The organism is Streptomyces sp. NPDC111744 (assembly GCF_055634995.1).
The window spans coordinates 132,621-155,743 of sequence record NZ_JBVKCG010000013.1; the positions used below are offsets into that span (position 1 = coordinate 132,621).

Consider the following 23,123-nt stretch of genomic DNA (forward strand, 5'->3'; position numbering starts at 1 on the left):
GTGACGACAACGCGGCACGGGTGCGTGCCACACCCCGCGTCGGCGGCATGACCCGCCGGGCGGCCTTTAGGCGAGAGTGATTTCGGGGGCGTAGAGGTCGAGCCAGTGGGCCAGGTCGAGGGTGCGTTCCAGGCCGCGCCGGGCGACCTGGCTGCCCAGCCCGGTCCGGTGGGCCGCCCGCTCCGCCTTCTCGCGGTCGACGAGGTCGAAGACCCGGTGGTCGGGCCGGGTCAGCAGCTCCTTGACCTGCTCCTGGAGGGCCCGGCCGTACTCCGGGTCCTGGGTGGAGGGGTAGGGGCTCTTGACCCGGTCGTACACGGACTGCGGGAGGACGTCCCGGGTGGCCTCCCGGAGCAGGGTCTTCTCGCGGCCGTCGAAGGACTTCAGGGCCCAGGGCGCGTTGTAGACGTACTCGACCAGCCGGTGGTCGCAGAACGGCACCCGGACCTCCAGGCCGACGGCCATGCTCATCCGGTCCTTGCGGTCGAGCAGCATGCGCACGAAACGGGTGAGGTGGAGATAGCTCATCCGGCGCATCCGGAACTCGAAGTCGCTCTCGCCGTCGAGGCGCTGTACGCCGGTGACGGCGGAGCGGTAGCCGTCGGCGATGTACGACTCCAGGTCGAGGGACTTGGTGAGGTCGGTGCGCAGGACGTCGGTGTCGTCGCCGAAGTGCCGGCCGGACATGTACAGCCAGGGGAAGGTGTCGGCGGTGCGTGCTTCCTCGTCGAAGAACTGCAGGTAGCCACCGAACACCTCGTCGGCGGACTCCCCGGACAGCGCGACGGTGGACTGGTCGCGGACGGCCCGGAAGAGCAGCAGTAGGGAGGCGTCCATGTCCCCGAACCCGGCGGGCAGGTCGCGGGCCCGGATCACCCGCTCGCGGACGGCTGGGTCGGCGAGGCTGTTCACGTCCAGGACGATGTCCTGGTGGTCGGTGCGGGCGAGCCTGGCCACGTCGTGCACGAAGGGTGTGTCGGGGGTGCCGCGCAGTTCGTCGGCGACGAAGTTGTCGGCCTGGCCGACGAAGTCGACGGAGAAGCTGCGGACCTTCTCGCCCCGCGCGGCGAGTTGCCGGGCGGCCAGGGCCGTCATGGCCGAGGAGTCGAGGCCGCCGGAGAGCAGGGTGCAGCGGGGCACGTCGGCGACCAGCTGGCGGCGCACGATGTCGTCGAGGAGCTCGCGGACGGTGGCGACGGTGGTGTCACGGTCGTCGGAGTGCGGGCGGGTCTCCAGCCGCCAGTACGCCCGGGTGCGCAGTCCGTGGCGGTCGACGGTGACGACGGTGCCGGGTTCCACCTCGCGCATGCCCTCCCACACCGCGTGCCCGGGGGTCTTGACCATGGTGAACAGCTCGCGCAGTCCGTCGAGGCCGACCCGGGGGCGGACCAGCGGGTTCGCCAGGATCGCCTTCGGTTCCGAGCCGAACAGGACGCCGTCCGGGGTCGGGTACATGTAGAACGGCTTGATGCCCATGCGGTCGCGGATCATCACGAGCTTGTCGTGGCGGCCGTCCCAGACGGCGAAGGCGTACATGCCGTTCAGCCGCTCGGCGACGGTGTCGCCCCACTCCACATAGCCGCGGAGCACGACCTCGGTGTCGGAGTCGGTGGTGAACTCGTGGCCGCGGGCGGCGAGTTCGCGGCGCAGTTCGGTGAAGTTGTAGGCCTCGCCGGAGTAGACCATCGCGACGGTGCCGTCCGGGGTACGGACGGTCATGGGCTGGCGGCCGCCGGGCAGGTCGATGATCGCGAGCCGACGGTGGCCCAGGGCGGCGGGACCCTCGCTCCAGGTACCCCGGTCGTCGGGGCCGCGGCAGGCCATGGTCTCCGTCATTGCATCCAATGCGCGCTTCTCGGTGGTGAGGTCACGGTCGAAGGAGACCCAGCCGGTGATGCCACACATGCGTTACCTCCTGCTGCCGGTCTGCCGGACAGCCCGCGCCACCTGCGGCTCCACGACGGAGGCGATTGCCCGAGCGAACCACTTGTATTCAGCACCTACATAACGAGCGTGCGCCCGGGACCCGGCACGGTCAACCTGGCTGTAACACGAACGGCCGCCTCGGCCTCCGCTTTCGGCCGTGCTTTGCCCGCGCGAGGCCCGCGATCCGGCCTCACACCGGGCTCCGCCCGGCCGGAACACGCCAAGCGCAAAATGTTCCCCAAGCGGAACCGGCGCCGCGGTTTTCCTGGGCGCCGGTCACCTGTCGCTGTCGCGCCCTCGCGCTACGGCGCCGCCGTCAGGAACCGGTCCAGCGCCGCCGTCAGCTCGGCCGGCCGCTCCACGGGAAGCTCATGGCCCGCGTCGATGATCCGGACCACCGCGTCCGGGTAGGCCTTGGCCATCCGCAGCATCTGCCCCACCGGCAGCTGGATGTCGTGGTAGCCGTGCACCATCAGGGTGGGCGCGGCGATCTCCCCGGCCCGGTCGAGGACGTCGAAGGCCCGCATGGCGCCGTACAGCGTCATGACGACCTCGCGCGGGGTGGCCGCGGAGGCGCGGATGTACTCCCGTATCTCCTCGCGGGGATGACCGGGTGCGAAGGCGCGCTGGATGTTCGCGGCGACGAACAGCTTGAACGGCGCCAGGGTGGAGGCCGCCATCAGCAGACCACGGCCGCGGCTGTACGTCATCCGGCCGATGGAGTTGACCAGCACCATCCGCTCGACCCGCTCGGGACGGGTGAGCGCGAGGGTCTGGGAGATCATGCCGCCCATGGAGTGACCGACGGGGACGAAACGATCCACCTTGAGATGGTCGAGGAGGGCGACGACGTCCTCGGAGAGTTCGGCGATCGTCTTCACGCCGACCCCGGTGCTCTCGCCGTGACCGCGCAGGTCGAGGCGGATCACCCGGCGCAACTCGGCGAAGTGCGCCATCTGGTGGTCCCAGCGGTGCCGGTCGGCGGTCCAGCCGTGGATGAACACCAGGGGCGCGGCGGCGCCGTCCCGGGGGCCCTCGTCGTCGTACGTCAGCGCCGCTCCGTCGACTTCGAGCTGCGACATGGGGGCCTCCTGGGGCGTGATCCGGTTACTGCCGGGTACGGTAACCGGCCGCCCCGGCCACCGTCATCGGGAAGCCGGCCTCAACACGGTTACAGCGTGCGCCGGATGGCCGCCACGGTGGCCTCGGCGTCGTCCGCGGACACCGCGAGCCGCGCGAAGGGCGCGGACGGCTCCAACTCGACCAGGACGACCGGGCCGTGCTCGTGGACGGCGACGAAGTCCCGCCCGCCGGGGTGCTCCCAGGCGCCGACACAGAACCGGTCGGGCAGAAAGTGGCCGGGGTGCGGTTCACCGCGCAGCACCCGCCACCAGTCGGGCTCCACCGAGGCCGCGCGCACCTGCGCGAGCGGCACCCTGACCCGGCCACGGTGGGCGAGCAGCCGCTCCCGCCCGCCCAGGCGGACGACGACCTCGTCGCCTTCGACGGTCAGCCGGGCCATCACGCTCACCTCCACTGGGATAATTACCCCAAATGCCCCAATGGCGAATCGGCCCTATGGTGCTGATATGGAGCACGCACTCAGTCCTTCGACCCTCGCCGAGCTGCGCCGCCCGCGCCCTTACCCCGCCGTGTCCGTGCTGACGCCGACGCACCGCCGCGAGCCCGACAACGCCCAGGATCCCGTCCGGCTGCGCAATGTCGTGGCCGAGGCGAAGAAGCAGCTGGAAACCGATCCCGCGGTCACCCGGGAGCGGCGCAGCGACGTCTTCGACCAGCTCGACCGGGCCCTCGCCGAGATCGATCTGGCACATGCCGAGGACGGTCTGGTGATCTTCGCCGCGCCGGGTGAGCACCAGGTGTGGTCGCTGGCCCGCAGCGTGCCCGAGCGCGTGGTGCTCTCGGACACCTTCCTCACCCGCAACCTGGTCTCGGCCCAGGCCGCCGAGCGGCCGTTCTGGGTGCTGTCGATCTCGTCCGACCGCGTCACGCTGTGGAACGGCGGGGTCGACCGGGTCACCGAGAGCAAGGCCGGCGGCTTCCCGATGACCCGCAGCCAGGAGAACTTCGACGCCGAGCGGCTGCAGCGTATCGGCGACATGCCCAGCACCTTCCGCGACGAGGACACCAAGCGCTTCCTGCGGGACGCGGACACCATGATGGCCGCGCTGCTGCGTGAGGAGCCGAGGCGCCTCTACGTGACCGGCGAGCAGGCCGCGCTGTCCCTGTGGGAGGAGTTCGGCAACGTCACCAGGCACAGCATCCCCGTGCAGCACGGCGGCCTCACGCACGCCGGTCCGGAGGCCGTGTGGCAGGTGATCCGGCCGCTGCTGGAGGCGGACGCCCGCCGGAACACCGCGTCGGTGACCCGGGAACTGGAATCCGCGCGCGGTCACAGGACGTTCGCGGCCGGTGTCGACGAGGTCTGGCAGAGCGCCCGCGAGGGCCGCGTCCGGCTCCTGGCCGTCGAGGAGAACTACCGCACGGCCGTCCGTGACGACGGCGACCACCTGGTCCCGGCCGCGAGCGGCGACCTCGACGCCCGCGACGACATCGTGGACGAGATCGTCGAGCAGTGCCTGGAGACAGGCGCCGACGTCCGCTTCGTCCCGGACGGCACCCTGGGCGACGAGAACGGCATCGCCGGGGTGCTGCGCTACTGACGAACCTGCTCACTCGGCCGACGTCTAGGCTCGGAACGTGATCGTCGGCTGAGAGGGAGTGTGGGCGTGGCTGAGCTGCTGGGCGTCGCGGTACTGGGTGCCGGACACATGGGTGCGGACCACATACGACGGCTCGACCAGGTGGTGAGCGGTGCGAGGGTGGCGGCTGTCGCCGACCCCGACCTCGATCGCGCCAAGGAGGCGGTGGCCGGCCTTGACGGGGTCACCGTTCACGCGGATCCGCTGGCCGCCCTGGACGCACCCGGTGTCGAGGCCGTGCTGATCGCCTCCCCCGGCCCCGCGCACGAGGAGCCGCTGCTCGCGGCCTTCACGCGCGGGCTGCCGGTGCTGTGCGAGAAGCCCATGGTGCCGGACTCCACAGGTGCGCTGCGGGTGGTGGAGGCCGAAGCCGCGCTCGGACGCAGGCTGGCCCAGATCGGGTTCATGCGCCGCTACGACGCCGAGTACCGGCGCCTGAAGTCCCTGCTGGACGGCGGCGGCCTGGGCCGGCCGCTGATGCTGCACTGCACCCATCGCAACGTGTCCTCGCCGCCCGGTTTCACCAGCGCCATGCTGATCAACAGCTCGGTCTCGCACGAGATCGACGCGGCCCGCTGGCTGCTGGGCCAGGAGCTGACCGCGGTGACCGTGCTGCGCCCGCAGCCCTCCTCAGGTGCCCCCCAGGGGCTGCTCGACCCGCAACTGGTCCTCTTCGAGACCGACGGCGGCGCCCTCGTCGACGTCGAGGTCTTCGTCAACTGCGGCTTCGGCTACCAGGTGCGCTGCGAGGCGGTCTGCGAGCGGGGCAGCGCCCGGATCGGCGAGGACCACACCATGCTGGTCACCTCGGCCGGCGCCGCCCGCGAGGAGGTGCCGCAGGACTATCTGGTGCGGTTCGCCGACGCCTACGACCGCGAGGTGCAGTCCTGGGTGGACGCCACCCGCGAGGGGCGGGTGACCGGACCGAGCGTCTGGGACGGCTACGCGTCCTCCGTGGTCGCCGAGGCCGGGGTCCGGGCGCTGGAGTCCGGCGGCCGTACGACCGTCGCACTCGCCCCGCGCCCGCACCTGTACGCCGAAGGCGTCAGCCGCTGACGCTCGCGGAGCCCGTCTCCAGGTGACCGGTGAACCGGCGCGACCAGGTCGCGTCGGAGTCCACCGTGACCGTGAAGTCGTACCAGCCGCCCTGGTAGGCGACGGCGTTGAAGTAGTCCTCGACCGAGGCACCGGCCGCGACCGGGTACGTCCATGGGCCGTCGGTGCGGTAGTTGTTCGAGGTGATCGTGAACTTCACCGGCGCGGAACCCGAGTTGGTCAGCTTGAACCAGATGGCGAGCTTGCCAGTGCCGGGTTCAACGGCGTAACGGGTGCTCACCTCGGCGGACTTGCCGGCCTTGGTGGCGTCGCCCTGGAAGCGGCGCAGGAAGCGGTTGGGGCCGGCCATGGTCAGGTCGTACTTGCCGCCGCCGTAGCCCGTGCCGATGTTGAAGTAGTCCGAGGCGGTTCCGCCCGCGGCCACCGTGTACTGCCAGGGCGTCGTGTCCCGGTAGGCGTTCGGGTGGATGGAGAGGTGGGCTGCCCGGGTCGCCGGGGCGCCCTGGTTGGCCATGGAGAACCAGGCGAGGATCTTGCCGCCGGTCCCGAACTCCAGGTGGTCCAGGTACCCGTTGGGCTGGTAGGGCAGCGCGCGGGCCGGACGGGTGCCGGACTCCTGGGTGGGCAGGGCGTTGGTGGTGGGCACCGGGTTGGGCAGCGGGCCGCAGGTGGAGTAGCCGATCACGCTGGTCGCGGGCAGGGAGACGGCGCCGTAGACCGGGTTGGCGAAGTCGAAGACGCCGGTCAGGTCGCCGCTCACCGTGCGCCGCCAGGCGCTGATGTTGGGGCAGTTGGCGGGCCTGCCGAGGGCCGAGGTCCAGGTCTCCAGGAATCGGAGCACCGAGGTGTGCTCGAAGACCTCGGAGGAGACCCAGCCGCCGCGCGTCCAGGGCGAGATGACGATCATCGGGACGCGGAACCCGAAGCCGTAGGGCACGCCGTTCAGGAACTCACCGGCCGTGCCGGCAGGCGGCGCCGGGGGCGGGACGTGGTCGAAATAGCCGTCGTTCTCGTCGTAGTTGAGGAACAGGACGGTCGAGTTGAAGACGTCCTCGTCGGCGGCGAGCGCCTGGTAGACCAGGTTGACGAAGTGGGCACCGTCGCCGGGCGGGGCGTAGGGGTGCTCGGAGAACGCCTGGTTGGCGACCACCCAGGAGACCTGCGGAAGGGTGCCGGCGACGGCGTCGGCCCTGATGGCGGCGGCGATGTCGTCGGGGGTGGAGCCCGTCACCCTGGGGACGGAGGCCATGCCCCGGTCGTACAGCGGGTCGCCCGCCTTGGCGCCGGCGAAGTTCTTGAAGTAGGCGCAGCCGTTGTCCCCGTAGTTGTCCTGGGCGTTCTGGTAGACCTTCCAGGTCACCCCGGCGTTCTGCAGTGCCTCGGCGTAGTTCTGCCAGGTCAGTCCGGACTCGTCACCGCCGTCGTAGCTGGCGGAGTCGACCTTGCCGCTCCACAGGTAGGTGCGGTTGGGGCCGGTGGCGCTGAGGGTGGAGCAGAAGTAGGCGTCGCAGATCGTGTAGTTGTCGGCGAGCGCGTAGTGGAAGGAGATGTCGGAGCGGTCCAGATAGCCGAGCGACCGCACATTGCCGACTCCCGCGACCCAGTTGTCGAGGCGGCCCTTGTTCCAGGCGGAGTGCTGGGAGGACCAGGAGTGCGGCAGGTCGCCGTTGCACTGGGCGAGGGTCTCGCCGTCCTGACCGCCGGCGTCGGGGGTGGCGCTCAGCTTCCACGGGTACTGCCGGCCGGAGCCGTTGGGCTGGTTGAAGACCGGGTAGCCGCCGCTGAGGGTGATGCCGCTGCGGTCCGCGAAGCCGCGGACGCCCTTGAGGCGCCCGAAGTAGTGGTCGAAGCTGCGGTTCTCCTGCATCAGGACGACCACGTGCTTCACGTCCGAGATCGTGCCGGTCGCCGTGCTCCGGGCCGCGGCCGCCGTCCGTGGGCCGGCGGCACTTACCGCCATGCCCGCCGCCACGGAAGCGCCCAGTCCCACGAAGCCTCTTCGGCTGATCGGTGTCATTCGCCCCGTCCTCGTCACGGGTGTGCCCCTGTGGCACACCGCGCGCAAGGGTGCACGGGCCGTTCACCAAGGTCCAGGCCGGAGCGGTGAGGCGGGAGTGAACAAAAGTCAAAATACGCGTCGGTAGCGCCGGATCGCCCTCACACGCCCCCGAACAAGGTGCTCAGGCCCCGCTCCACGACCGCCTCGACGTCCTCCTCCCCCGGTGCCACCACCTCGTGGGTGCGCTGCAGGAAACGGAAGAGTGCCTGAGTGTCGAACTGGAGCAGGGCGAGCCCGTGCGGCGAGTGGAACTCCACGGCCGTACGGCCCCGGCCGCAGGGCCAGATGTGCACGTCCCCGCGTCCGGCGGGGACATCGAGGCCCTGGTCCAGCAGCGAGCGCGCGAAGGTCCAGGTGACCTCCTCCCCGCCGAGGGTGACCTCGGCGGGGAAGTCGACGAACACGGCCAGCGGATCACCGGAGGTGTACCGGAGCGTGGCGGGCACCGGGACCTCCTGGTCCTCGGCGGTGATCAGCCGGGCGCGGGCGGGTTGCTCGAAAGTGATGTCCATGCCTGTAGGACTCCACAGGTGCCCTTCGCATGACGCGAAATCCGGACAGAGTTTCAGCGGTTGGCCAAGACCGCGACACTGCGAACACAGGCGCGTCGAACAGTCGCCCGAGCGCTACACGGAAGGCCTTGAAGGTAGGCCAAGTCACGTAGTGCGCCTACGCCTTGCCCCACCCGGCCGCTACGTCTTTCATGGGGGTCCACCAGCCCGTGAAGACTCTGGCATATGTCAGAAGCACCACCGGATCGTGTGTTGCCAAATCCCTTACGGGGCGTCGCAGGCTGTGCCACAGTCGTAACCGGTCCCCCGCCCGTCCTGGCCGTACCGTCCCCCCATCGGAGTGCGTCATGCCGTCCCATGTCTCCGCGGACCGCCCCGCCGCCCAGCCGCCCGGGCGCGGCTCGGTCGAGGCGTTGATATCGCAGACGCGGCGGCTCAAGGGCGACGTGGACGCCGTACGGCGGGACACCCGGAGCGACGGTTCGGATCCCCGGGATCGCTGGCAGCGGGCGCTCTGCGACCTGGCGCTGCATCAACTCAACGATCTGGACGAGCACTTGGCGCAGCTGCGGGACGGCCCCGCGCCGCTGCCGCCCGGCCCGGACGCCGGGCTCGTGCACCCGTCGGCGCCGGTCGGTATTCCGCACGGTTCGCTGCTCAGCAGGGTCGGCAGCGCGGAGTGGAACCTCCTGACGGACGAGGCCAGTTGGTCCGGTGAGCTCTACCAGATCCTCGGCCGCGACCCGGCCGCGCCCGCGCTCACCCTCGACGAACTGCCCTCCCTGGTAGTGGACGAGGACCGGCCCGGGCTGACCGCGATGGTCACCGACTGTCTGGTCGACGCCAAGCCGATCGACGGCGAGTTCCGCGTCCTGCGGCCCGACGGACACGTGCGGACCGTGCACATGATGGGCGAGCCCGTGCTCGGCGGCGACGGCAGCACCGCCTCGATGTGGGCCGTGCTGCGGGACGTCAGCGAGCTGCGGCGCAGCCAGCGTACGGTGCGCGAGACCCGTGACTCGATGCGGTACCAGCACCGACAGGACCGGACGGAGCAGCGGCTCGCGGCCGAACTGCAGGAAGCCGTGCTGCCGCTGGGCCGCGGTGCGCTGCGGCTGCCGCGCCGGGGCCCGGGCGCCCTGGAAGCCGCCGCCCGTTACCTGCCGTCGGGCGCCGGTGCCCTGCTCGGGGGCGACTGGTACGACGCGCTGGAGCTGCCCGACGGCGACACCCTGCTCAGCGTCGGCGACCTCACCGGACACGGTGTCGCCGTCACCTCGGGCATGGCGATGCTGCTGGGCGCCGTACGCGGCATGGCGATGGCCGGCGCCGGGCCGGGGCAACTCATGTCCCTGCTGAACCAGTTGCTCGACGCCACCGTGCAACCCGCGCTGGGCAGCGCCGTCTGCTGCCGCTACCGCCCCCTGACCCGTACCCTGACCTGGGCACAGGCAGGACACCCCGCCCCGCTGCTGTTCCGCGGCGGGACAGGGTGCGTGCTGAGCGCGCCGGACGGCGTCCTGCTCGGCGCCACCTCGGGAGCCGGTTACGGGCAGGCCGAAGTGACCCTGGAACCCGGCGACCTGCTCCTGCTGCACACCGACGGACTGCTGCCCGGGCACAGCGCGGCGGACTCCCTGGACCGTCTCCTCGGCATGGCGCCGCGGTTCGGAGCGGCACGCACCGCCCACGAATGTGTCAGGACCGTGATCGAGGAGTTCGGCGAGACCGGGCGCGAGGACGAGGCCTGCGTGCTCATCGCCAAGGTGAGTGAATAAGGGCAGTCGGCGCCACCCGGATCAGTCGGCGCACGCGAGTCTGCCGGCGCGCGTCACAATGCGTACAGGCTCTTTATGCCTGTGCGCTGTTGTTCGTCCCCCTGCTCCTGGCCTTGGGCAGGACGAGCTTGATCTCCTCCCTCAGTTCCTGGATCTTCGGGTAGGTGGAGTATTCGGCGGTGAGCCGGTACATCTGGCGCAGCCGGTCCCAGGTGCGGTGGGAGGAGTTCGATCCCATCGACATCAGTGCCAACCGCGCGTAGCGGTCCGCCTGTTCGGGGTCGTCCGCGATGAAGCAGGCGGACGCCATGGACAGGAAGTCGAAGATCTTCGACCGCTGCCGGCCGTCGACCCTCAGCGCCAGAGCCTTCTCCGCGAAGTGCTGGGCGTGTACGGCCGCGCCCGGGTCGTGCTCGGCCAGCGTGCGGTAGGCCAGGGCCTGCATGCCGTACAGATCCTCTTCTTTGAACATCTGCATCCAGCTCGGCGGCGGCACGTCGCCCCGGTCGGAGACGAAGAGGTCCTCCGCCTGGCCGAGGGTGCGGCGCATCGCCTGGCCCCTGCCCATCGACGCCTGCGCCCAGGCCTCGATGGTGTAGAGCATCGCCCTGGTGCGTGGCAGCACCTCGTCGCCCGAGCCGGACTTGGCGAGCTTCATCAGGTCGAGCGCGTCGTCGGGCCGGCCGAGATGCACCATCTGGCGAGCCGCTCTGGAGAGCGCCTCGCCGGCACGCGGCCGGTCACCGCCCTCACGGGCCGCGTGGGCGGCGATGACGAAGTACTTCTGGGCCGTGGGCTCCAGGCCGACGTCGTGCGACATCCAGCCCGCGAGGACGGCGAGATTGGCGGCGACGCCCCACAGGCGCCGCTGGAGATGGTCGGGGTGGCGGTAGGCGAGCATGCCGCCCACCTCGTTGAGCTGTCCCACCACGGCCTTGCGCTGCAGCCCGCCGCCACGGGCCGCGTCCCAGGCGCGGAACACCTCGACGGAACGCTCCAGTTCCTCGATCTCCTCGGACCCGATGGGGGCGGCCTCGTAGCGGTCGAACCCAGCGGGGTCGGCGTGCAGAGGGTCGTCCAGGACGGGGGCGTCGGCCTTGAGCGTGGGGTCGGTGTGCAGCCAGTCGTGCATGGCGCTGCTGAGTACGGATCCCGCGGTGAGCGCGGCACCCGCGCCCACCAAGCCGCGTCGGTTGAGCATGAGGTCCATTCCCGTGAATTCGGTGAGGACCGCGGCGGTTCGTTCGGGCGCCCACGGCATGCCGTCGGGATGTTCCACGTTCCCGTCGTCCGACCGTTTTCCCGTACGCCCGTGCCGTACCAGACCGAGGTCCTCGATGGTCACGACACGGCCGAGACGCTCGGTGAACAGGGCCGCCAGCACCCGCGGCACCGGATCGCGCGGGATCTCTCCCGTGTCGATCCACCGCCGCACCCGCGAGGTGTCGGTCGCCAGCTGGGGGTGGCCCATGGCCGCCGCCTGCCGGTTGACCAGCCTCGCGAGTTCGCCCTTGGACCAGCCGGCCAGGCCGAACAGGTCCGAGAGACGGGTGTTGGATTGTCCGCTCACGTCAAGCCCCCAGGTTCTCGGCTGAGTTGACAGTAGCCCCGGGCCGGTTGCCGGGCGACTATTCGCCACGGTTCGCCAGGGTGCGCCAGATGGTGTGCCACTGGGCAACGGGTGTCAGGTAGGAACGCGCCACCCCGACCCGGTCACCACTCGACGGGCACACTCCCCAGGGTGTGTCCGGGCGGCCGGGCCGGGTGGGCGCCGAGGACCTCTCGCAGGACTTCTCAGGCAGGCACCGCAGGTACACGAAGGGATCTGTATCGCCCATGTACGCAGCATCGTCCTCCGTGTCCGCCCCGCCCCGGACGCTGCGCCCCCGCCCGGCGGGCAGCGGACCCTATCTCGACCCCGCCCGTACCGGGGCCGCCGTACCGGTCGTGGGCCGGCCACGGCGACCCGCGGGTCCAGGCACCCAACCGCTCAGCGGGAGACTCGACTTGTCCGGCCCCCAGGGCGCACAGCTGCGCACCGCGATCGCGTCGGTGCACCGGATCTGCCCGGAGTTCGCTCCGGTGCAGGTGCTGCGGCGCTCCGGGCGGTCCGTGATCCTCGTCGGGACGACGGGGCGCAGCACGGCCGTAGCGAAGTGTCTACTGGACCAATCCCCCGCCTGGGCGGAGCGGATCCGCCACGAAATAGCTGCATACCGCTCGTTCGTCCGGCACCGGCCGCCGATCCGGGCGCCGAGGCTGATCGCGGCGGACCCGGACAACTGCACGCTGGTGATCGAGCGGATGCCAGGGCGGGTGGCGGCGGTACAGCGCCACCCGGCGGAGGCTCCGCCCCGGGCGGACATCCGGGCCGCTCTCGGCGCGATCTGCCGGCTGAACGCGTGGCGACCTCCGGCGGGCACCTTCGACGCGCCCGTGGACTACGCGGCCCGTATCTCCCGGTACCACGAGCTGGGTCTGCTCACCGACCGGGACATGGGTGACCTGCAGAAGCTGCTGCACGGCATCGCGGTCGCGGCGGGCCGACAGGGAATGGGCCAGTTCTGCCACGGCGACGCCCTGCTCTCGAACATCCTGCTGTCGCCGGCCGGTCCAGTGCTGGTGGACTGGGAGCACGCGGGCTGGTATCTGCCGGGATACGACCTGGCGACGCTCTGGTCGGTTCTGGGGGACGCCCCGGTGGCGCGTCGTCAGATCAGCCAGATCGCCCAGTCGGCGGGGCCCGCGTCCCGGGACGCCTTCCTGGTGAACCTGATGCTGGTCCTCACCCGGGAGATCCGGACGTACGAGACCGCCGTGCAGCGTTCGATGCACGACGCGACCCCGGCGGCACCGGGTATGGCCCACCCGGGTGTCGCGCCGACCGGCGAGGAACAGCGGCTGTTGCTCCGGCGGCTGCACGACGACTGCCAGCTGGCCCGCCGGGCCGTGCGCGCGGCGGTCGGCACTCGCTGACGGGGACGAGAAATCCGCGGTGCGCTCAGGACAACTGCGCACCGCGGATTTCTCGGATTTCCCGGATGGCCGTACCGCTCACACTGGTGTACGCCACTGACGCCGCGCAGGCCGGGAGCCTCCCCCGCGAAACTCCCACGATCATCGTATGACATGGGAATTCTCCCTCCTCTGGGCATGATTGACGGATCGTCGGCCAGCCGGTACCACTGAGCCACGCTCAGCCCCGCACGCCCCGCCGCGCCCGATCGCCCCAGGAGGCCGTCTTGCGAGGATCCGTCACCGAGCCAGCGCCCACGCGCGGCGGCAGACATCTACGGAGGGCGGCCGGTGCCGTAGCCTCCGCGGCGCTGCTGTTGCCGTTGCTGGGCGCCGCTCCGCCCCCCGGCGAGACCGCGTCGTCCGCCGGACTGCTTCAGCGTGCGTTCGCGTCGGCCGCCACCGAGTACCACGTGCCGCAGAGCGTTCTGCTGGCTGTCTCCTATCTCCAGTCCCGCTGGGACACCCACGACGGCGCGCCGAGTGTGACGGGCGGCTACGGCCCGATGCACCTCACCGACGCGCGCACCGCGCTGGCCACCACCACCGAGCACTTCGCCGACGGCACCGAGGACGCCCGCGGCGACAGCGCCCGCCCGGCCCTGCACCCCAGCGTCAAGGTGCCGGCGACCTCCGCGCTCCCGGCCCGTCTCAAGACCCTCGTCCGGGCCGCCGGGCTGACCGGCATCCCGCCGGCGGAGCTGCGCACCGACCCGGCGGCGAACGTGGCCGGCGGCGCCGCCCTGCTCGCGGCCGCCCAGCAGTCCCTGCACCAGCCGCTCAGCGCCGACCCGGCCGACTGGTACGGCGCGATCGCCCGCTTCTCCGGCGCCGACGACACGGCGACCGCGGCGGCGTACGCGAACGACGTGTTCGACGTCCTCCGCACGGGCGAGGAGCGCACCACGGACGAGGGACAGGTGGTCGCCCTCGCCGCCCAGCCGGACCTGAAGGCCGACACCGCGCAGCTGAAGCTGACCGGGCTGCGCACGGTGGCGGCGGACGACACGGAATGCCCGACAACGGTGTCGTGCGAATGGATCCCGGCGCCCTACGAGCAGTTCGGGGACAACGACTACGGCAACCACGACGTCGGCGACCGGCCGGTCTCGCAGAGCATCAAGTACATCATCATCCATGACACGGAAGGCGCCTGGGACGGGACCATCAACCTGATCCAGGACCCGACCTATGTGTCCTGGAACTACACCGTCCGCTCGACCGACGGTCTGATCGCCCAGCACGTCAAGGCGAAGGACGTGGCCTGGCACGCGGGCAACTGGTACATCAACGCCAAGTCGATCGGCATCGAGCACGAGGGCTTCCTCGCCTCGCCGGACGCCTGGTACACGGAGGCGATGTACCGCTCGTCGGCGCGGCTGGTGAAGTACCTGACCGCCAAGTACGGCATCCCGCTGGACCGGCAGCACATCCTCGGCCACGACAACGTGCCGGGACCGACCACCTCCACGATCCCCGGGATGCACACCGACCCCGGCCCGTACTGGGACTGGCGGCACTACTTCGAGCTGCTGGAGCACCCCTTCAAGCGCACGGCGGGCAAGAAGGGCGGTCTGGTGACGATCCTGCCGGACTACGCCACGAACCAGCCGACGTACACGGGCTGTGTCACCAAGGGCCAGCCGTGCGCCGCGCACGGTTCCAGCGAGGTACGGCTGTACTCCGACCACGACGAGAGCTCGGCCCTGATCAAGGACATCGGTCGCGGTACGACACCGACGGCCGACGTGAACGACATCTCCTCGCGGGCCTCCACCGGCCAGCAGTACGCGGTGGCGGACACCTGGGGCGACTGGACGGCGATCTGGTACCTGGGGCAGAAGGCCTGGTTCAAGAACCCGGCGAAGGCGCCGACGGCGGTGACCGCCGCAGGGCTGGTGGTGACGCCGAAGGCGGGTCTGACCAGCGTCCCGGTGTACGGCCGTGCCTATCCGGAGGCGGCCGCGTACCCGTCCGGGGTACCTGCCCAGGCGGTGGCGGCGCTGCCGTACACCATTCCCGCGGGCCAGGAGTACGTGGTCGGTGACGAGGTGCCGGGCGAGTACTACTACGCGGTCACCTTCGACACCGCCTCGCACCAGGTGGTGGTCGGCAAGGACCTGTACTACGAGATCCAGTACGGCCACCGGGTCGCGTTCGTCCGCGCGGCCGACGTGACGGTGACGCCGGCCAGCCGGTGGGTCAGGAGGTAACCCTCGTCAGCCCTGCTGGAACAGCTCCGCCGGGAGCGGTTTCAGCAGGGCGTACAGGTCGTCCGTGATCGGGCGGTCCCAGGCGGCGATGGTCACGAGGACGCCGTCGCTGCGGTCGAACTGGACGCAGGAGATCCGGCTCTCGGAGAGCTTGAGCCGGCGCACGATCAGCAGGTTGTCGCCCTGCAGGACCGGCATGTCCTCGGTGCCCACGACGGTGACGTCCTCGTCGTTCTCCAGCGCCAGCAGGAGCTGGCCGACCTCGAAGGGGATCTCGTCCTCCGCGACCTCGCGGGCCGGGGAGCCCTCGGGGAGGTTGCCGATGATCATCGCGGGGCCGCGGCCGCCGAAGAGGTCGTAGCGCAGGAAGACGCCCTGGCAGGTGCCGTCGGGGGCGGGCAGCAGCCCGGCGCCGAGGTTGCCGGGCCAGTCGCCCGGGTCCATGGCCAGTACGTCGAAGTCGGGGCCGGCGGGAGTGGCGCTGCGGCGACGGAGGAACGACATGCGGTCCATGGTACGGGGCCGCGGGGCTTTCCCCACCGCCGCGCCTTCTGGGAGCGTCAGGAGAAGTGCACGTCGCTCAGGTCGATGCTCACCATGACGTGATCGTGGTCGGGACGTCCGTCGGGCCCGCGCAGATACGCGCGACGCCGGGCCGGGAACTTGATGCCGTCCCGTTCCTCGATGTCGGTGACGTACTGAGCGGCCGCGAAGCCGCCGGCGATGTCCACGTGGTAGTCGTGCCTTCTGAGGAGAAGGTCGTCCCCGAAGTAGAAGTCCTGGACCGTGCTGTGGCTAGCGAGGCCGTCCGGGAACGTGACCCGGAGACCGCGCCAGCGCTCGGTCGGGGATTCGGTCCACGGCTCCCCTTCCGCCACGGTCATGCCGTCCATGATCATGAAGAACGGTGTGGTCAGGTACGTCCACAGCGCGTAGCCGTTGAAATAGGCACGCTCCAGCGGATTCCCAGGGGGTGTCCAGGACGTGCCCCGAGAACGACTTGCGCGGGTTGAGACGCTCGGCCACGACCGTGCCGTCACTCCGCATGATCGCCACCCGGCCGGGCGTGAAGTCGGTGTGCTGGTCGGGGGAGCCGAAGGGGCTCACCGACGCGCGTTCCTCATGCAAGCTGACTGTCATTCGGCGCGGCTGGAGGTCCTGAGGCAGACCCTTGGACGCGAAGAGTTCGCCGTCGCTGACGATGGTGGCCGTCGCGGTCGTCAGCTGCTCCCACCGCTTGACGCCGCCGTGAGCGTCGAGAACCTCCGAGAGCAGGCCGCTCATTCTCCCTCCTCAGCCCGTGGGCGGACACGACCACGTTCCAACGAAACGCACCATCCCGCATCCCGTGCCGTCCGCGGTCGGCACAGGACACTACAAAGGTCGGCACAGGACACTACAAAGTCGCCGTCCCGGCCGCTGCCAGTCCGGCTCGTGCCTCGTCCGCCAGGCCGTCCGCCCCGCACTGTTCGGCTGTTTCCAGGCCCCTGCGGAGGTGGGCGGGGGCGTGGAGCGCTGTGCCCAGGGCTACCAGCGCGCACGCGAGTTCGTAGGCTGCCGGGGAGCGTTCCAGGTGGGTCACCGCCTCCTTCAGGTAGGTCAGGCGGTCCTGGCCGGTGGAGACCTCCGCCGCCGTGGCCAGGGCGCGGCGGGTGTGTCGTGGCTTTCGGCGCGGGCCAGGTGGAGCTGCCAGGGGCACCACGCCGGGTTGCGGATGCCGCGCGGTTCGAGGCGGCGACCCGCGGCCGCGAGCTCGGCCGCCGCGTCCTGGGGGAGGCCACGGGCGAGGAGCAGTTCACCGTGGACCGTCTGGACGTCGGGGAAGACCACGGCCGCCGGGAAGGGCTCGTGGAAGGAGTGGTCCTCGGCGAGCCGGGTCGCCTCGTCGGTACGGCCGCGGGCGAGGAGGGTCTGGACGAGGGTGCCGACCGCGTACCAGTGGACGGGGGTGCCGGGGCCGACGCGTTCGGCGAGGCGCAGTCCGGAGCGGACCAGGTCCTCGGCCTCGGCGAGGCGGCCGCGCCGGTAGCGGACGTAACCGAGGAGCGGTCTCGCCGATGCCGGCGCGGCCGGCGAAGGCCAGCACTGCGCCGAGCGGTCGGTCGGCCGGTGTGGCGCTGTCCACGCTCAGACCGGTGAGCTCGGCCAACGCCTCGTCCACGACAGCGAGTTCGCTCTCACGTTCGTAGAGCGTCCGTCGGTTGCGAAGGACCCGCTGTCCCATGACCACCCCCCGCCACGGTGATGTGCGAGCGCGGGGAGCGCGCGCACCGTGGCTTGCAGGCAGTTCAGCGTACGCTCGATGAGCGTGGTCCACCCCCTACTGACGGTTACTGACCCGAGGGTCTTGACGGGACACTTCAGGACTCTTCGGACGGCGACGGCGGGATCACCGCGACGGGGCCGGCCGCGTGCAGCAGGACGGCCTGGGTGACCGAGCCCATCATGCGGGCAGGGGCGAGCAGGCGCCTGCGGTGGCGGCCGACGACGACCAGTTCGGCGTCCTTGGAGGCGGCGACCAGGGCGCCGGCCGCGTCTCCGGGCAGCGCGAGCACCTCGGCGCGCACGTTCGGGTACTCCTTGAGGTGCGGGGCGAGAAAGCCCTCGGCGAGGGTGCGGGTCTCCTGCTCGACCTCGTCCTGGTCGACGGTCGGCGGGGCGAGCTCCCCGGCCGTGGCCCAGAACTGGACCGGCCACGGGTAGGCGGCGATCACCTGGAGCCGGGCGCCGCGCCACGTGGCCTCCGTGAAGCCGAAGGCGAGGGTGGCGTCGTCGGGGCTGTCCACGTCCACGCCGACGACGACCCGGGGCCCGGGCTGCGCGGGCAGCTCGTCGTGCACCTCCCGCCCCGGCCGGGGTACGACGACCACCGGGCACCGGGCGTCGCGGGCGGCGGCCATGCCGTTGGAGCCCAGGATCAGGCCGGCGAAGCCGCCGCGGCCCCGGGAGCCGAGCACCAGCAGCTGGGCGTCGGAGCCCAGTTCGGGCAGCAGCGCGGACGGAGCGCCCTCCAGGGCGACGTACTCGACGGCCGGGTAGTCGGCGACCGGTCCCACGGCGTCGGCGGCCAGCCGGTCGCGGACCTCGTCGAGGACGGGGTCGCCGGCCGCGTCGGGCTCCCCGGCGACCAGCACGTCCGGCTGCCCCCACGCGGCGTACTGGCGCACATGCACCACCCGCAGCGGCGCGGCCCGTCGGCGGGCCGCGTCAAGGGCCCAGTCCAGGGCGCGCAGGCTGTCGTCCGAACCGTCCACAGCCGCGATGACCGGCGCAGTGCTCATCGTTGCCCACCTCCGGAATACGACCTTCCTGTCCGGGGCCAGCCTGTCGCAGGCGGCGGCCCCGGAAGGGCGCTGCCGGTCACGTGTCCGGAAATCCTTGCGGAACACCCCCCGGTTCACCTCTCTGCCGCGGAACCGGGGGGAGGCGGCGCTCAGGTCAGGTCGAACTCGCCCTCCCGGGCCCCCGACACGAAGGCGCCCCATTCGGCGGGGGTGAAGATGAGGGAAGCGCTCTGCGGGCGGCCGCTGTTGCGCATCGCGATGAATCCCTCGACAAAGGCGATCTGGACATCCCCCAGGCCACGGCTGCTGGACTGCCACTCCGCCTCGCTGAGGTCCAGCTCCGGCTTGTCCCAGCCCAGTACCGACTGCTGCTGGATGGTGCTCTCGGCCACGTCCGTGCTCCTCCCGAATTCGTCGTCCGCGGCCAGCCTAGCTTTCGGTTCCGGCACTCAACAGGCCACGTGAAGGGGACCTTTCAGGAGTCGGGGGCCGCGGCGCCGACCAGCCACATCGAGAAGAACTGGGAGCCGCCGCCGTAGGCGTGCCCGAGCACCTTGCGGGCGCCGTCCACCTGGTGTTCTCCGGCCAGGCCACGCACCTGGAGGGCGGCCTCGGCGAAGCGGATCATGCCGGAGGCGCCGATCGGATTGGTGGAGAGGACACCGCCCGACATGTTGACGGGGAGGTCCCCGTCGAGTTCGGTGACGCCCGATTCGGTGAGTTTCCAGCCTTCGCCCTCCTCGGCGAAGCCGAGGTTCTCCAGCCACATGGGCTCGTACCACGAGAACGGTACGTACATCTCGACGGCGTCGATGTCCCGGCGCGGGTCCGCGACCCCGGCCTGGCGGTAGACGTCGGCCGCGCAGTCCTTGCCGGCCTGCGGCGAGACGGCGTCCTTGCCGGCGAACAGGGTGGGTTCGCTGCGCATGGCGCCGCCCAGCATCCAGGCGGGCGGTTTCGGGGAGCGGGCGGCTCCGGCCCGGTCGGTGAGGACCATGGCGCAGGCGCCGTCGGAGGAGGGGCAGGTCTCCGAGTAGCGGATGGGGTCCCACAACATGGGGGACGCCTGGACCTTCTCCAGAGTGATGTCGTGCTCGTGGAGGTGGGCGTAGGGGTTCTTGAGCGCGTTGCGGCGGTCCTTGTAGGCGACCAGCGAGCCGACCGTGTCGGGGGCGCCGGTACGCCGCATGTAGGCCCGCACATGGGGGGCGAAGAAACCGCCCGCGCCCGCCAGCAGCGGCTGCTGGAAGGGGATCGGCAGGGACAGTCCCCACATGGCGTTGGACTCGGACTGCTTTTCGAAGGCGAGGGTCAGCACGGTGGAGTGGACGCGGGCGGCGACCAGGTTGGCCGCGACGAGTGCCGTGGAGCCGCCGACGGACCCCGCCGTGTGGACCCGCAACATGGGCTTGCCGACCGCCCCGAGAGCGTCCGCCAGGTACAGCTCGGGCATCATCACGCCCTCGAAGAAGTCGGGTGCCTTGCCGATGACGACTGCGTCGACGTCGGCCCAGGCCAACTCGGCGTCGTCGAGGGCGCGTTGCGCGGCCTCCCGGACCAGTCCGGCGATCGACACGTCCCGCCGGGCCGCCACGTGCTTGGTCTGGCCGATCCCTACGACGGCCACGGGCTCCTTGCTCATCGCGGATCCCCTTCCTGAGAGGGGCTCTCCAGTGGGTCCCCTTCGAGTACGGCGACCAGGTTCTGCTGCAGACAGGGCCCCGAGGTGGCGTGGGCGAGGGCGCGGTCGGAGTCGCCGCGGTGGATGCGGGCGGCTGCCTCGCCGATGCGGATCAGCCCGGCGGCCATGATCGGGTTGGCGGCGAGGGCCCCGCCGGACGGGTTCACCCGTACGTCGTCGCCGAGCCGCAGCGCCCTGCGGAGGACGACCTCCTGCGAGCTGAACGGGGCGTGCAGCTCTGCGGTGTCGACGGGCCGTTCGAAGGCGCCGGCCCGCTCGGCGGCGAGCCGCGCGGACGGTGCGTCGGTCAGGTCGCGGACGCCGAGGCTGTGCGCCTCGATACGGTGGTCGATGCCCCGGATCCAGGCGGGCCGGGAGCACAGCTCGCGGGCCCGTTCCCCGGCCGCGAGGACCACCGCGGCGGCCCCGTCCCCGATGGGCGGGCAGTCGCCGGTGCGCAGCGGTCGTACGAGGTAGTCGCCCTGGGGCACCGGACCCCGCAACTGGGCATGGGAGTTGGCACCGGCGTCGGCCCGGCTGCGGGCGCCGACGGCGGCCAGCGCGGGCTCGTCGGTCTCGCCCGCGTCGATCAAGGCCTGTGCCTGGAGCGCGGCGAGGGCGACGGAGTCCGGCCAGAGGGGGGCCACGTAGTAGGGGTCGAGCTGGCGGGTGAGCACGTCCCGGACCGAGCCCGGTGAGGACTTGCCGTACGAGTAGACGAGTGCGGTGTCGGCGTCGCCGGTGAGCAGCTTGGTCCACGCCTCGTACAGCGCCCAGGCGCCGTCCATCTCGACGTGCGACTCGGAGATCGGCGGCCACGCGCCGACGCCGTCGAGGGCGAGGGTGAAGGAGAAGGCGCGGCCGGCCAGGTAGTCGCTGGAGCCGGAGCAGGTGAAGCCGATGTCGGCGGTGCGCAGACCGGTCTGCTGGAGTACGTCGTGCAGGACCGGCATGAGCATCTCCACCTCGGAGAGCTCCTCGCTGGTGCGCCGGTGGTCGGTCTGCGCGAAGGCGACGACGGCGATGTCCCGGGCGCCGGATGCTTCCTCCCTGGTCACAGCAGCTCCTTGTATGTCTCGTAGTCCGCGTCGGGTTCGCCGGTGGGCCGGTAGTGGTCGGGGTAGCGGGCCCCCTCGGTCCACACCGGCTCGACCCTGAGGCCCATCCGCACCTGGTCGTAGGGGATGCCGCCGATCCGGCCGTGCAGGGCGAGTCCGGCGCCGTCGAGGGCGATGTGCCCGTAGACGTACGGCACCTCGATGTCGAGGTTCTTCGCCTTGATGTTGACGATGCAGAAGGTGGTGACCGTGCCCCCGGGACCTACTTCGACCTGTTCTGATGTGGCCACCCCACATGTGGGGCACGCACCCCTCGGCGGGACGTACACCTTGCGGCAGGAGGGGCAGCGCTCGCCGTAGGTCCGCCGGGTGGAGAGGGCGTTGATGTAGGCGGACTGGGCGCGACCGGGCGAGTAGGTGTAGTCGAGGCGGGCGTGGGCGACGATGCCGTGCACGGCGTCCTCGAACTCGCCGCTGTGGCCGGTCGGTTCGGCCGCCGCGCCGTCGTACGGTTCGAAGCAGGCGATGTCGGTGATGGCCCCCGACCGCTCCGCGGCCCAGCGGATACGGACCCGCATGCCGGTGCGGACGGCATCGGGGCCAGGGGCGTCAAGGGCGTGCAGAAGGGCGGTGTCGGCGCCGTCGAGTCGGACCAGGACCCAGGCGAAGGGGGTGTCGAGGGGCTGGCCGCGGCGGGGTTCGTGGTTCCAGGCCCAGGTGGTGACGGTGCCGGTGGGGGCGACCTCGACCAGTTCGCGGATCTCCTCGGCGGTGACCGGGTCGTACTCGACGGGCGGGACGAGGGTGCGGCCGTCGCCGGTCCGCACGCCGAGGACGACTCGTTCGCGCAGGCCGGTGAGGAAGGCGCTCTGGACGGGTCCGAGGGAGCGAGTGAAGGGGAACTCGACGACGAGCGGGGCTTTGAGGACTTCGGGCATGCCCGGTCTCCTTCAGTGGCGCTTGTAGAGGGGCGGCCGCTTCTCCGCGAAGGCGCGGGCGCCTTCCTTCGCGTCGGCGGTGTCGAAGATCGGCCAGCCGCGTTTGAGTTCGGCGGCGAGCCCGTCGGTCTCGGTCAGCTCCGCGGTCTCGTACACGGAGGCCTTGACCGCCTCGACCGCCAGCGGGCCGCAGGCGTTGATCTGTTCGGCGATCTCCAGAGCCTTGTCGAGCGCGCCACCGTCCGGGACGACATGGCCGACGAGCCCGACGGAGGCGGCCTCGCGGGCGGTGTACGGCCGTCCGGTCAGCAGCATCTCCAGGGCGTGGGTGCGCGGGATCTGGCGTTGCAGGCGGACCGTCGAGCCGCCGATCGGGAAGAGCCCCCGTCTGACCTCGAAGAGCCCGAAGGTCGCGGACTCGCCCGCGACCCGGATGTCGGTGCCCTGGAGGATCTCGGTGCCGCCCGCGACGCAGTAACCCTCGACGGCGGCGATCACCGGTTTGCGTGGGCGATGATGACGGAGCATCGCCTTCCAGTGCAGGTCCGGGTCGGCCGTCAGCCGGTCGCGGAGGTGCTCGCCCGCCATGCCCTTTCCGGCCAGCGCCTTGAGGTCCATCCCGGCGCAGAAGGCGCCGCCGGCTCCGGTGAGCACGATCGAGCGGACCGTGTCGTCCTCGTCGGCCTCGATCCAGCCGTCGTACAGGCCGACGAGCATGGAGATCGACAGCGCGTTCTTCGCCTCGGGCCTGTTGAGCGTGAGCACCAGTGTGCCGCCCTCGCGCCGTACGGTGAGGTGTTCCGTCCCGCCCATGGACCTCTCCCCTCTGCCGGAACGAGAACAGGTTGCAGTAGGGCGGGAGGCACTTCAAGGGTTTTCT

At 71.2% G+C, this 23,123-nt stretch carries 19 protein-coding genes and 1 pseudogene; 5 read left to right on the plus strand and 15 right to left on the minus strand.

The window, feature by feature from the left end; all coding sequences use genetic code 11:
• Positions 1 to 66: 66 nt before the first annotated feature.
• The 3 genes from asnB to ACZ7OO_RS27025 form a co-directional block, all read right to left on the minus strand.
• Entirely contained in the window at positions 67 to 1,905 is a 1,839-nt protein-coding gene (asnB, locus tag ACZ7OO_RS27015) for an asparagine synthase (glutamine-hydrolyzing) (RefSeq protein WP_471508487.1), read from the minus strand.
• A 323-nt stretch (positions 1,906 to 2,228) separates the two neighbouring features.
• Entirely contained in the window at positions 2,229 to 3,008 is a 780-nt protein-coding gene (locus ACZ7OO_RS27020; protein WP_471508489.1) for an alpha/beta fold hydrolase, read from the minus strand.
• 89 nt (positions 3,009 to 3,097) lie between these two features.
• Complete coding sequence (locus tag ACZ7OO_RS27025) at positions 3,098 to 3,448, minus strand: hypothetical protein (protein ID WP_471508491.1); 351 nt, start codon at positions 3,446 to 3,448, stop codon at positions 3,098 to 3,100.
• Positions 3,449 to 3,515: 67 nt separating this feature from the next.
• On the opposite strand from ACZ7OO_RS27025, the gene ACZ7OO_RS27030 reads away from it, so the two are divergent.
• Together ACZ7OO_RS27030 and ACZ7OO_RS27035 are read left to right on the plus strand one after the other, a co-directional pair.
• The gene (locus ACZ7OO_RS27030) at positions 3,516 to 4,610 is read left to right on the plus strand and encodes a baeRF3 domain-containing protein (RefSeq protein WP_471508493.1); all 1,095 of its coding nucleotides are present in this window, start codon (positions 3,516 to 3,518) and stop codon (positions 4,608 to 4,610) included.
• 66 nt (positions 4,611 to 4,676) lie between these two features.
• Entirely contained in the window at positions 4,677 to 5,705 is a 1,029-nt protein-coding gene (locus ACZ7OO_RS27035) for a Gfo/Idh/MocA family protein (protein WP_471508495.1), read from the plus strand.
• Here the strand turns inward: ACZ7OO_RS27035 and ACZ7OO_RS27040 are convergent.
• Both ACZ7OO_RS27040 and ACZ7OO_RS27045 read right to left on the minus strand, forming a co-directional pair.
• Positions 5,695 to 7,722, minus strand: coding sequence for a phosphocholine-specific phospholipase C (locus ACZ7OO_RS27040; RefSeq protein ID WP_471508497.1), 2,028 nt, complete (start codon positions 7,720 to 7,722; stop codon positions 5,695 to 5,697). The genes ACZ7OO_RS27035 and ACZ7OO_RS27040 overlap by 11 nt on opposite strands.
• A 140-nt stretch (positions 7,723 to 7,862) precedes the next feature.
• Positions 7,863 to 8,276 (minus strand): SsgA family sporulation/cell division regulator, encoded by a 414-nt coding sequence (locus ACZ7OO_RS27045; RefSeq protein ID WP_352221692.1) that lies wholly within the window; start codon positions 8,274 to 8,276, stop codon positions 7,863 to 7,865.
• A gap of 347 nt (positions 8,277 to 8,623) precedes the next feature.
• On the opposite strand from ACZ7OO_RS27045, the gene ACZ7OO_RS27050 reads away from it, so the two are divergent.
• Entirely contained in the window at positions 8,624 to 10,054 is a 1,431-nt protein-coding gene (locus ACZ7OO_RS27050; protein WP_471508499.1) for a PP2C family protein-serine/threonine phosphatase, read from the plus strand.
• A 73-nt stretch (positions 10,055 to 10,127) separates the two neighbouring features.
• Here the strand turns inward: ACZ7OO_RS27050 and ACZ7OO_RS27055 are convergent, their stop codons facing one another.
• The gene (locus tag ACZ7OO_RS27055; RefSeq protein ID WP_471508501.1) at positions 10,128 to 11,624 is read right to left on the minus strand and encodes a DNA-binding protein NsdB; all 1,497 of its coding nucleotides are present in this window, start codon (positions 11,622 to 11,624) and stop codon (positions 10,128 to 10,130) included.
• A gap of 266 nt (positions 11,625 to 11,890) precedes the next feature.
• On the opposite strand from ACZ7OO_RS27055, the gene ACZ7OO_RS27060 reads away from it, so the two are divergent.
• The gene (locus ACZ7OO_RS27060) at positions 11,891 to 13,030 is read left to right on the plus strand and encodes an aminoglycoside phosphotransferase family protein (RefSeq protein WP_471508503.1); all 1,140 of its coding nucleotides are present in this window, start codon (positions 11,891 to 11,893) and stop codon (positions 13,028 to 13,030) included.
• A 266-nt stretch (positions 13,031 to 13,296) separates the two neighbouring features.
• A complete protein-coding gene (locus ACZ7OO_RS27065; RefSeq protein WP_471508505.1) occupies positions 13,297 to 15,282 on the plus strand; it encodes an N-acetylmuramoyl-L-alanine amidase in 1,986 nt (661 codons plus the stop codon).
• Between the two features lie 6 nt (positions 15,283 to 15,288).
• Here ACZ7OO_RS27065 and ACZ7OO_RS27070 read toward each other — a convergent pair whose 3' ends face one another.
• The 9 genes and pseudogenes from ACZ7OO_RS27070 to ACZ7OO_RS27110 all read right to left on the minus strand — a co-directional run bounded on the left by ACZ7OO_RS27070 (position 15,289) and on the right by ACZ7OO_RS27110 (position 23,056).
• Positions 15,289 to 15,786, minus strand: coding sequence for a glycosyltransferase family protein (locus ACZ7OO_RS27070; protein ID WP_352221697.1), 498 nt, complete (start codon positions 15,784 to 15,786; stop codon positions 15,289 to 15,291).
• Between the two features lie 56 nt (positions 15,787 to 15,842).
• Entirely contained in the window at positions 15,843 to 16,166 is a 324-nt protein-coding gene (locus ACZ7OO_RS27075) for a hypothetical protein (protein ID WP_471508507.1), read from the minus strand.
• Positions 16,167 to 16,693: 527 nt separating this feature from the next.
• A pseudogene (locus ACZ7OO_RS27080) lies at positions 16,694 to 17,337 on the minus strand (ATP-binding protein); the annotation flags it as partial.
• Between the two features lie 305 nt (positions 17,338 to 17,642).
• Positions 17,643 to 18,563, minus strand: a complete 921-nt coding sequence (locus tag ACZ7OO_RS27085; protein ID WP_471508509.1) for a universal stress protein — start codon at positions 18,561 to 18,563, stop codon at positions 17,643 to 17,645.
• 152 nt (positions 18,564 to 18,715) lie between these two features.
• A complete protein-coding gene (locus ACZ7OO_RS27090) occupies positions 18,716 to 18,958 on the minus strand; it encodes a DUF397 domain-containing protein (protein ID WP_450766598.1) in 243 nt (80 codons plus the stop codon).
• A gap of 83 nt (positions 18,959 to 19,041) precedes the next feature.
• Positions 19,042 to 20,208: a thiolase domain-containing protein gene (locus ACZ7OO_RS27095; protein WP_471508511.1), complete on the minus strand. Its 1,167-nt coding sequence runs from the start codon at positions 20,206 to 20,208 to the stop codon at positions 19,042 to 19,044.
• The gene (locus tag ACZ7OO_RS27100) at positions 20,205 to 21,305 is read right to left on the minus strand and encodes a thiolase domain-containing protein (protein ID WP_471508513.1); all 1,101 of its coding nucleotides are present in this window, start codon (positions 21,303 to 21,305) and stop codon (positions 20,205 to 20,207) included. Before ACZ7OO_RS27100 ends, ACZ7OO_RS27095 begins: the two co-directional genes overlap by 4 nt.
• Positions 21,302 to 22,243 carry a Zn-ribbon domain-containing OB-fold protein gene (locus tag ACZ7OO_RS27105; RefSeq protein WP_471508515.1) on the minus strand — a complete coding sequence of 314 codons (942 nt, stop codon included), beginning with the start codon at positions 22,241 to 22,243 and terminating at the stop codon, positions 21,302 to 21,304. Before ACZ7OO_RS27105 ends, ACZ7OO_RS27100 begins: the two co-directional genes overlap by 4 nt.
• Positions 22,244 to 22,255: 12 nt before the next feature.
• Complete coding sequence (locus tag ACZ7OO_RS27110; RefSeq protein WP_471508517.1) at positions 22,256 to 23,056, minus strand: crotonase/enoyl-CoA hydratase family protein; 801 nt, start codon at positions 23,054 to 23,056, stop codon at positions 22,256 to 22,258.
• Positions 23,057 to 23,123 lie beyond the last annotated feature (67 nt).